The sequence below is a fragment of the Lapillicoccus sp. genome (genome assembly GCF_025353065.1).
In the GTDB taxonomy this organism is placed as follows: domain Bacteria; phylum Actinomycetota; class Actinomycetes; order Actinomycetales; family Dermatophilaceae; genus Lapillicoccus.
In genome coordinates this window covers 1-8,903 of the sequence record NZ_JANXRJ010000005.1, presented here as the reverse complement: position 1 = coordinate 8,903, position 8,903 = coordinate 1, and the positions used below count along the sequence as shown (strand labels likewise).

The following is an 8,903-nucleotide window of genomic DNA, read 5'->3' as shown; positions in this document are numbered from 1 at the left end:
CTTGACGCTGCGTCAACCCCACCCCCGAAGGCGCCGGCGGGGCGTGCGAGCAGCCGGAGCGCGGCATACAGGACGAGGCCGAGCCCGGCGTTGGCCCAGAAGATCGCCCGCCAGCCGGAGACCGCGAGGATCGCCGCCCCGAGCACCGGCCCCACCACCGCGCCGAGCTCCTGGACCGCCCCGACGACGCCGAGCGGGGTGCCGCGCCGTTCGCGCGGCCACAGGTCGGCGACGATCGCCAGGGTGGCCGGCACGAGCCCACCACCACCGAGACCCTGGACGACGCGACCGGCCACCAGCACCGGGAGCTCGACGGCGAGCGCTGTCACGGCCGAGCCGACGACAAAGATCGCCATACAGGCCAACAGGATTCGCGACCGGTCGAGCACATCGGCCAGCCGCCCGATGAGCGGGAGCACGGCGATGTAGCCGAGCAGGAAGCCCGAGATGATCGGGGTCGCCCGCTGGATCGCCTCGATCCCCAGCCCGACGCCGGCCATCATGTCGGGCAGCGCGAGCACGACGACATAGGTGTCGGCCGCCGCGAGGAGCACCGCCAGAGAGGCGACCGCGAGCAGCGTCCTAGGGCTTGTCGATCGCAACCGGGTCGCCGTACTTGTCGAGCGTCAGCTCGTAGGTCGAGGTGGCGCCGGAGTAGAACGGTCCCTTCAGCGCGACGGTGCGCAGCTGGCCCGAGTCGGTGATGCCGTAGCTGACGTCGAAGACCGCGCTCCTGTCGCCGATGACGAGCAGGGCGGCGACGGCCGCTCCGGGCAGGTGGCCGGTATAGGTGGTGAGCACCTCCGAGCCCTTGCGGGTCTGGGCGCCCTTCGCGGCGTCGGTGGTCGCGGTGAGCAACGAGGTGATCCCCGTTGCGGGGGTGAAGAGCGTCGCCGGGTCGGGCGCGCCGAGGGTCTCGGGCTTGACGGGCGCATAGCTCGAGGTGAAGGGCAGCTTCACGTAGGTCGTCCCGTCGACCGTGACCACGTCGGCCGCGGCCTGCGTCGTGCCGACCTGCACCTGGAACGTCCCCTTGAACGCCGGCGCGTGCGTCCCGACCCCGTCCGCGGAGACGACGCCGTTGAAGGAGCCGGGCAGGTCCTTGCCGGCGAGGGTGAGATGCAGGGAGGTCGCCTTGTCGACGGTGGCCTTCGTCGCGGCGAGCACCTGGGCGGCTGAGGCGCTGCCGCCGGTGGGGTCCGGGCTCGAGGAGCCGCTGCTGCAGGCGGCGAGGACGGCGACGCACGCCAGGAGGACGACGAGGGTCGGTCGGTGGCGCATGGTGGCGAGGCTATCCGAGGAGTCCGGGCCGACCACCCAGCGGTGGTATGCGTGGGGTCGGGTCCGGGCACGGCTCGGGTCAGTGCCGGGCTAAAGTCGGTGCCGGGCTGAAATCGGTGCCGGGCTGAAGTCGGTGCCGGGCTGAGGTCAGCGCCGGCTCAGGTGGCGGGGTGGTCCGCGACCCCGTCGAGGGGAGGAGCCGCCTCGGCGATCTTGCGGATCAGGGGCGAGACCTTGTCGGGGCCACCGCTCATCCGGATGACGGCCCGGGCGGCGGAGATCTGCTCCAAGCTGACGCGGACGACGCGTTTCGTCGTGGTCACGGCTGCTCCTCCTCGCGATGGGCGCCCGGCTCGGGCCCGCTCCCAGTATCCGGCACGAACTCGATGTCGTCCAGATCGAGGTCCGGACCCAGCAGGGTCGCCAGGTCGCGCCCCTCGGGGGTGGAGCGCGCGGCCTCGGCCAGCATGTCGCGCGCGAGCGACCGCTCCTCGCGGCTGGCCAGGTCGCTCGAGGCCAGCCGCTCCAGGAGCACCTGGCCCAGCCGGCGCCGGCGCGCGCTCACGTCGCCGAGGTCGTCGAGCGCCGCGGTGAACCGCCGTCCCCACTCCTCGTGCCGGGCGGCGGTCTCGCGCTGGCGGTCGCCGCGCAGGGCCGCGGCATACGAGAGGCCGGCGCCCAGCCCGGCGCCGAGGAACGCGAGCAGGGCGGTCAGCCACTCGGACGGCATTGCTCGACCCTAGCCGCCGGTATGCCGCGCGGTCTCGTCCCGGGAAGCGGCCCGACCCGGGAACGGGACGGTTCGCCGGACAACGGTTCTCCAGTGGACCGTCCCTTTATCGGGTCACCCGATAAAGGGACAGGGGCGGCTCAGCTCAGACGTGCGCCCGCAACCACTCGATGTCCGCGGTCTGGCCGTCGACGCCGCCGGGCGTCTCGCAGACGACCGGAGCCCCCGCGTCGCGGACGACGGCGGCGAGGTCGTCGCCCGCGATGAGCCCGGAACCGACGTTGGTGTGCCGGTCGGCGCCGGAGTCGAATGTGTCGCGCGAGTCGTTGGCGTGCACGAGGTCGATCCGCCCGGTGATGGCCAGCACCTGCTTGACGACGTCGCCCAGCTCGTTGCCGCCGGCGTGGGCGTGGCAGGTGTCGAGGCAGAAGCCGACGGTGTCGCCGCCCGACGCGGCGCCGATCGCATCCCAGAGCCGGGCGATCGCCTCGAGCCGACGGGCCATCGCGTTGTCGCCGCCGGCGGTGTTCTCGATGAGCAGCGGGACAGCCATGTCGAGCCCGTCGATGCACTTGCGCCAGTTGTCGAAGCCCTTCGCGGCGTCCTCGTCCACCCCGAGGTGGCCGCCGTGGACGACGACGCCCTTCGCCCCGATCTCGGCCGCCGCCGTGAGGTGCTGCTGGAGGAGCTTGCGGCCGGGGATCCGGATCCGGTTGTTGAGCGAGGCGACGTTGATGGGGTAGGGCGAGTGCACGTAGAGGTCGATGCCCGCCGCCTCGGCGTCGGCCTTGAGCGCTGCCGCGCCCGCGGCATACGCGATCACCGGGCCCTTGTAGCTCTGCGGGTCGCCGAGGAAGAACTGGCTCAGGCTGGCGCCGCGCGCCCTCGCCTCGGCGAGGGGGTCGGACGAGTCGACGTGTCCGCCGATGTGGAGGCTGGCCATGCGGTCACTGTAGAGGTGCCCCCGCCGGTCGAGCGACCCCCGGCCCGGCGCCGCCACCGGCGACAGCGCCCTTCGACCGCGGCCCCTCAGCGGTCTCTCAGCTCAGCGGTCCCTCACCTCAGCGGTCCCCTCAGCTCCGTGGTCGCCGGCGGCTCACGATCCACATCCGTCTGCAGAACACCCCACCCGCGACGACGACGAGGGCGGAGACGTCGGCGTCGCCCCGGGCGTCCGCGGGCAGCAGCAGCGCGCCGAGCAGCAGGAGGACGGCAGCCGCGAGGCACCCGGCCCAGGCGACGGCCCACCTGTCGCGGCGGGCGAACTCGCGCAGGAAGACCTGGAACCGCCGGGGGACGGCCATCCGGACCCGGACGACGAACCAGACGACGACCCCCACGACACCGACCGAGACGACGGCCTGAGCGATGCGCCCCCCGACACCGGCGTCGAGGTCGAGCGCCACCAGCGAGACGAGCATGGCCGCGAGGATCAGGACGTGGGCGAACTTGAGGAAACCGCCGAGGACGACGCCCGTGTTGCGGAGCGCGGTCTGGTTCTGCGGGTCTGCCGTGAGCGCGTCGGAGAAGCCGGTCATCGCACCGAACCGCTTGCTGCGTCGCAGCCGCACCCGCGCCAGCTCGTTCATCGCGACGGAGTTCTGGGGGTCGAGCGCCAGCGCGCGCTGCAGGGCCTGTTCGGCGACGTCGAGTCGGCGCGGACTGATGATCTTCTCGGGTGGGTAGGCGACCTGGGCGAGGCCGATGTGGGCCGAGGGTTCGCGGGGCGCCAGCTCGACGCTCCGCCTCGCCTCGGCCATCGCGTGCTCGTGGGACCTCGGGATCCCCGACAGACACTGCGCGTAGAGCAGGTGGGAGTTGTAGACGTCGGGGGCCATCTGCACGGCACGGTGCGCCAGGGCCGTGGCATCGGTGACCTGACCGAGGCGCAGCAGCGCGGAGGCCTGGATCCGCAGGGGGCGGTCACGGTCGGGGTCGGCAGCCGAGGCCCGCCGCCCCAGCTCCGCCGCCTGCCCCCAGTCCTCCTTCAGCAGATACGCGTAGGCCGCGCAGGTCAGGAGGTCCGCGTCGTCGGGCTGCTGCGTGAGGTCAGGTCCGAGCAGCCCGAGCGCCGCGTCGGGTCGCCCGAGCTGAAGCAGGTGCTCGGCGCGCGCGACGGCCGGGTGGGCACCCGGCATACCGGCGGTCACAGCTTGCGGTTCTTCTTCATGTAGTCCCGCAGCTCGTTGTAGGTGCCGTCCTCGTTGGCGAACTGCACGACGTTGCGGGCCGAGTCGAACCACGGCCCGGTCGACGGGCGCACCTCTGCAAGAGCGGCTTTCAGATCCTTCATCTGAATCATCCGGATGACCCCGGTGCGCACGCCCTCCATCAGCGCCTTCTCCGAGGCGGTCTCGCAGACGTGGGCGATGTCGGCGCCGGAGAAGCCGTCGGTGGACTTCGCCAGCCAGCCGAGGTCGATGCCCTCCACGGGCCGCTGGGCGAGGTGGTGCCGGAAGATCGACTCGCGGGCCGGCTGGTCGGGCGGCAGGACGAGCAGGGTGCGGTCGAGCCGGCCGGGGCGACGCAGCGCCGGGTCGACGTCCCACGGCTGGTTGGTGGCGCCGACGACGAAGACGCCCTCGTTCTGGCCGCTGATGCCGTCGAGCTCGGTCAGCAGCTGGTTGACGGTCGTGCGCATGCCGGAGCTGCGGGTGAGGCTGCGCTTCTGGCCGAGCGCGTCGACCTCGTCGAGGAAGACGACGACGGGGGCGTTGGCGCGGGCGAGCCGGAAGATGTCGGCGACGTTGCGCTCGGACGCGCCGATGTACATGTCGAGCACGTCGGCCAGCCCGACGTTGATGAAGTGCGCCCCGAGCTCGCCCGCGATGGCGCGTCCGATGAAGGTCTTGCCGCAGCCGGGCGGGCCGTAGAGGAGCATGCCGCCGCGCAGGCTCTTGCCGTAGAGCTTGCGCAGCTCGGGGTTCTGCATCGGCGCGATGAAGGCCGCGGTGAGGCGGTCCTTGACCTGCGACATGCCGCCGACGTCCTTGAGGGTCAGGCTGGTCCGCTCGACGTCCCAGGCGGGGACGTCGGTGGCCTGCTCGTCGCCGCCAGCCACGAACATCCGTTCGGGCGCGACCTCCGAGACGTCGGACTCGGCCATGGTCCAGTCGAAGGAGACGGGTGAGCTGTCGGGCGCCGGAGCCCCGTATGCCGGTGGGTCCGACGGCGGCGTCGGTTGCGGACCGACCGGTGGCGCGGCCGCGGCCGGCGCGGCGGTCCCTTCGGGTGGGGGCGGCGTGACGGACGTGCCGCCGTCGGGCCCGGCCATCGCGCGGCCCATCAGGGCGCGGGCGGCGACGTTACCCGGCTCGTGCTGGAGGGCGACGGCGCACTGGGTGATGGCGGCGTCCTGCTGCCCGGCGGCGACGAGGAGCTCCGCGAGGTGCAGCCGCAGCGGCACGTCCCCCGGCGCAGCCTCGACGGCTCGGGTCAACGACTCGATCAGCGGGTTGCTCACGGGATCAGGCTAGGCCACGTCCCTGCGGGCGGCGGGGTATCGGCGGACGTCGGCGGACCCGTCGCGCGAAAGGTCACCTCTGACCTCGCGCCCCGCAGGACCCGTCGCGCGAAAGGTCACCTCTGACCTCGCGCCCCGCAGGACCCGTCGCGCGAAAGGTCACCTCCGGCTGGTCCCAGGGGCCCAGACGGACCGGAACTGACCTCTCGACCGCGAGCCTCGCGAAAGGTCACCACTGGCGACACCGACCAGGGGCGCCAAGCCCGCGCCCGGCCCACCGCGAAAGGTCACCTCTGGCGTCGCGACCGTCCCACCCGCACCCAGCTCAGCACCGCACCCGCCAGCAGCGGCACCCACGCCCACAGCAGCAGCCCCTCGCGGACGCTGTCGGGCGCGACGGCGGACGCGACGAAGAGGACCGCGGTGGCGGCGAGGCACGCGGTCCACAGGGTCCCCACCCGTTCGCGCCGCACGAACCCCCGGACGAAGGCGCCGAGGTGGGCCGGGATCTGGGCCCGCAGCCGCAGCAGCACCCACCCGATGATCCCCAGCCCCGCGACGGCGAGGACGAGCGGCACCCAGCGAGGGCTGTTGCCGCCTCCCTCCCGGAAGACCTGCCGGGTGACGAACCACATCACGAAGAGGACCCAGTGCGCCCGGGCCACGAGGCTGATGAAGACGACGTCCATGTTGCGCTGCATCACCTCCGTCATCGGGTCGGCGCGGACGGCGGACGCGAGGTGGCCGGCGGCCCGCACCCCGTGGCCGCGCGCGAGGTGGATCCGGGCGAGGTCGTTCAGGGCGGCCGCGTTGCTGGGCTCGACCTGCAGGGCCCGGCCGAGGTGCTCCTCGGCGCGGGCGAGGTCGGCCTTCGGCGGCCGGGTGCCGTCGGGGAACAGCACGTCGGCCATCGCGATGTGGGTCTCGGCGGAGTTCGGAGCGAGCTCGATCGCCCGCCCCGCCGCCGTCACGGCCGAGGCCCGGTCGCCCTGCCGGGCCAGGGCGCGGGCGAGCTGGGCGTGGGCCAGCGAGTCGAAGGGCGACAGCTGGACCGCCCGGAGCCCCGCCTGCACCGCCTCGGCGAGCAGACCCTCCTGGAGCGCCACGAAGGACAGGATGCGGTGGATGCGGGCCGAGCCGGGGTCCAGGGCGGCGGCGGAGTAGAGCAACCGCCGTGACTCCTCGGGCGCTCCGAGCCCGAGGTGCGCGACCGCGGCCTGGATGAGCAGCTCGCTGTCCCCGGGATCGCTGGCCAGGGCCCGCGAGGCGACCGCGAGCGCCTGGTCGTGGCGGCCGAGCGAGTTCAGCGACTCCGCACGCAGGGCGGCGTGCTCGACTCCGGCGCGGTCGCCCGCCCGTCCGTCTCCCCCGGGCATCGGTGGCCCGGCGGGGGGCCCGGGGACGGAGGCACTCACGTCGTCCAGAGTAGGTCGCCCCGGCAGCGGCGTGGTTCGCCGTCCCCAGGGCGTCCGGGGACGGGTGTGCACCAAGATGGGGCCATGACGCCCAGTGCCCCGCCGCACGAGATCGCGAGCGCCGTCGACGAGGTCCTGCGCGGCCTCCCCGAGCACCGGCGGACGAGCTTCCGGCTCCGTCTCGAGCGGTGGTGGGACGACCTGACCATGCCGCTCGTCGAGCTCTACGGCGCCGAGCCGGCCGCTGCCCTCGTGGCCGATCTCGTGGTGATCGCGGCCGCGGCATACCGCGACCGGGACGACTCCCTGCACCTGCTCGACGAGCGCCGCCTCCTCGAGCCCGCCTGGCTCCAGTCACCACGCATGTTCGGGTATGCCGCCTACGTCGACCGCTTCGCCGGCACCATCGCCGGCGTGGAGGAGCACCTGCCCTACCTCGAGGACCTGGGCGTCACCTACCTCCACCTCATGCCGCTCCTGATGCCGCGCCAGGGCGACAACGACGGTGGGTATGCCGTGCAGGACTACGGCACCGTGCGTCCCGACCTCGGGTCGATGGAGGACCTGCGCATCCTCGCAACGTCGTTGCGGGACAGGGGAATCACGCTCGTCCTCGACCTCGTCGTCAACCACGTGGCGCGCGAGCACGACTGGGCCGTGCGGGCACGCGACGGGGAGGCGGCCTACCGCGACTACTTCCTGGTCTACCCCGACCGCACCGAGCCGGACGCCTGGGAGCGCACGCTGCCCGAGGTCTTCCCCGACTTCGCCCCCGGCAGCTTCACCTGGGACGAGGAGCTCGACGGGTGGGTGTGGACGACCTTCAACTCCTGGCAGTGGGACGTCAACTGGGCCAACCCCGCGGTGTTCCGGGAGTACGCCACGATCGTCCTCGACCTCGCCAACGTCGGGGTCGAGGTCCTGCGCATCGACGCGATCGCCTTCCTGTGGAAGCGGCTCGGCACCAGCTGCCAGAACCAGCCGGAGGTCCACTCGATCGCCCAGGCACTGCGCTCACTGGCCCGGATCGCCTGTCCCGCAACGGCGTTCAAGGCCGAAGCCATCGTCGCCCCCACCGATCTCGTGCCCTATCTCGGCACCGGGAAGCACTCGGGCAAGGTCAGCGACCTCGCATACCACAACAGCCTCATGGTCCAGATCTGGTCGATGCTCGCGACCGGCGACGCCCGGCTCGCGACCCGGGCGCTCGACGCCCTGCCGGCTGCGCCGCGGACCTCGACGTGGATCACCTACGTGCGCTGCCACGACGACATCGGCTGGGCCATCGACGACGCCGACGCGGCGATGGAGGGCCTCAACGGCTGGCAGCACCGCCGCTTCCTCGCCGACTGGTATGCCGGGGTCTCACCGGGGTCGAGCGCCCGCGGGCTGGTCTTCCAGGAGAACCTCCAGACCGGCGACCGGCGGATCAGCGGGACGGCTGCCGCACTGGCCGGGCTCGACGCGGCGGCCACCTGGGACGACCCTCGGCAGGTCGATGGCGCTGTCGCGCGGATCCTCCTGGCGCACAGCGTGGTTGCCGGCTTCGGCGGCATACCGGTGGTGTGGAGCGGGGACGAGCTGGCGATGCCCAACGACCCGCACTGGGCGGAGGAGGAGGGCCACGGCGAGGACAACCGGTGGGTCCACCGGCCACGGCTCGACTGGGTCCGCGCGGCGAGTCGTCACGACCCTGCGACGCCGCAGGGGCGCGTCTTCGAGGGCATCGCCCACCTCGCCCGGGTGCGGGCGTCGCTGCCGCAGCTGCACGCCTCGGTGCCGAGCGAGGTCGTCGAGCTGCACGACCCGGGGGTGCTGGGGCTCGTCCGCCGGCACCCGGTCGGCACGATGGTCTGCCTCTACAACGTCACCGGCGACACCCGCGCGTGGCCGTCGCACCGGATCAGCTCGCTCGGGGTGCGGGATCCGGTCGACGCGCTGTCGGGGACCAGTCCGACGTGGGGCGACGGCGTCGTCCTCCTCCCGCCCTACGGCGCGCTCTGGCTCGTCGACC

9 protein-coding genes are annotated in these 8,903 nt (G+C 73.0%); 1 reads left to right on the top strand and 8 read right to left on the bottom strand.

All coding sequences use genetic code 11. The features are described from left to right. The 8 genes from Q0R63_RS00325 to Q0R63_RS00290 all read right to left on the bottom strand — a co-directional run. Window positions 1-602, bottom strand: a 602-nt coding sequence (locus Q0R63_RS00325; protein WP_295692317.1) for an MFS transporter, incomplete at its 3' end; no start/stop codon positions are given. Further along, window positions 583-1,281 carry an LppX_LprAFG lipoprotein gene (locus tag Q0R63_RS00320; RefSeq protein WP_295692315.1) on the bottom strand — a complete coding sequence of 233 codons (699 nt, stop codon included), beginning with the start codon at window positions 1,279-1,281 and terminating at the stop codon, window positions 583-585. The genes Q0R63_RS00325 and Q0R63_RS00320, both read right to left, overlap by 20 nt. Before the next feature lie 158 nt (window positions 1,282-1,439). Further along, a complete protein-coding gene (locus tag Q0R63_RS00315; protein ID WP_295692312.1) occupies window positions 1,440-1,604 on the bottom strand; it encodes a hypothetical protein in 165 nt (54 codons plus the stop codon). Then, window positions 1,601-2,011: a hypothetical protein gene (locus Q0R63_RS00310; protein ID WP_295692309.1), complete on the bottom strand. Its 411-nt coding sequence runs from the start codon at window positions 2,009-2,011 to the stop codon at window positions 1,601-1,603. Before Q0R63_RS00310 ends, Q0R63_RS00315 begins: the two co-directional genes overlap by 4 nt. Window positions 2,012-2,156: 145 nt before the next feature. After that, entirely contained in the window at window positions 2,157-2,954 is a 798-nt protein-coding gene (locus tag Q0R63_RS00305; protein ID WP_295692306.1) for a deoxyribonuclease IV, read from the bottom strand. A 130-nt stretch (window positions 2,955-3,084) separates the two neighbouring features. Further along, window positions 3,085-4,149, bottom strand: a complete 1,065-nt coding sequence (locus Q0R63_RS00300) for a tetratricopeptide repeat protein (protein WP_295692304.1) — start codon at window positions 4,147-4,149, stop codon at window positions 3,085-3,087. Window positions 4,150-4,157: 8 nt separating this feature from the next. After that, window positions 4,158-5,474 carry an AAA family ATPase gene (locus Q0R63_RS00295; protein WP_295692301.1) on the bottom strand — a complete coding sequence of 439 codons (1,317 nt, stop codon included), beginning with the start codon at window positions 5,472-5,474 and terminating at the stop codon, window positions 4,158-4,160. A 287-nt stretch (window positions 5,475-5,761) separates the two neighbouring features. Then, window positions 5,762-6,889, bottom strand: coding sequence for a tetratricopeptide repeat protein (locus tag Q0R63_RS00290; RefSeq protein ID WP_295692299.1), 1,128 nt, complete (start codon window positions 6,887-6,889; stop codon window positions 5,762-5,764). Window positions 6,890-6,973: 84 nt separating this feature from the next. Here Q0R63_RS00290 and Q0R63_RS00285 point away from each other — a divergent pair. Further along, window positions 6,974-8,903, top strand: a 1,930-nt coding sequence (locus Q0R63_RS00285) for an amylosucrase (protein ID WP_295692297.1), incomplete at its 3' end; no start/stop codon positions are given.

Coding starts and splice junctions, on each gene's coding strand:
- Q0R63_RS00320 (WP_295692315.1), bottom strand. CDS start 1,281: ATGCGCCACCGACCGACCCTCGTCGTCCTCCTGGCGTGCGTCGCCGTC.
- Q0R63_RS00310 (WP_295692309.1), bottom strand. CDS start 2,011: ATGCCGTCCGAGTGGCTGACCGCCCTGCTCGCGTTCCTCGGCGCCGGG.
- Q0R63_RS00305 (WP_295692306.1), bottom strand. CDS start 2,954: ATGGCCAGCCTCCACATCGGCGGACACGTCGACTCGTCCGACCCCCTC.
- Q0R63_RS00300 (WP_295692304.1), bottom strand. CDS start 4,149: ATGCCGGGTGCCCACCCGGCCGTCGCGCGCGCCGAGCACCTGCTTCAG.